The 326-nt window shown below is 40.2% G+C and carries 1 pseudogene; it reads left to right on the forward strand.

What is annotated here, in order from left to right:
* Positions 1-234, forward strand: a pseudogene (locus CWB72_RS20350) (AAA family ATPase); the annotation flags it as partial.
* Positions 235-326: the final 92 nt, after the last annotated feature.

Below are 326 nucleotides of genomic sequence, written 5' to 3' on the forward strand. Positions count from 1 at the left end.
AAAGTAACGGGTAAACCAAAGCCCACTGAGTGGCGATTGCTGACGGAAAAGCTTTGGCAGTACCAGTGGCTTATTCACCGCGATGAACCGCTCACAGAAGAGATCCGCAATACTTGGTTTGAGCTGTCACAAGGTGTATTAGATATTGTGGTGAAGTTATTTGTATTAGCACAACTTCGCGCAATAGTTACGGGTGTTGAAAGGTTATCTTCAAAATTACTAATTAAAGTATAAGAATCTGAATTACAGCCAATCCACCCTATGATTGAGGCGCTTAAATCAGGTAAAGCAGCCACTATCGCTAAATATTCAGATTTAAAATACAA

This window comes from Pseudoalteromonas phenolica (assembly GCF_005886345.1).
GTDB classification, from domain to species: domain Bacteria; phylum Pseudomonadota; class Gammaproteobacteria; order Enterobacterales; family Alteromonadaceae; genus Pseudoalteromonas; species Pseudoalteromonas phenolica_A.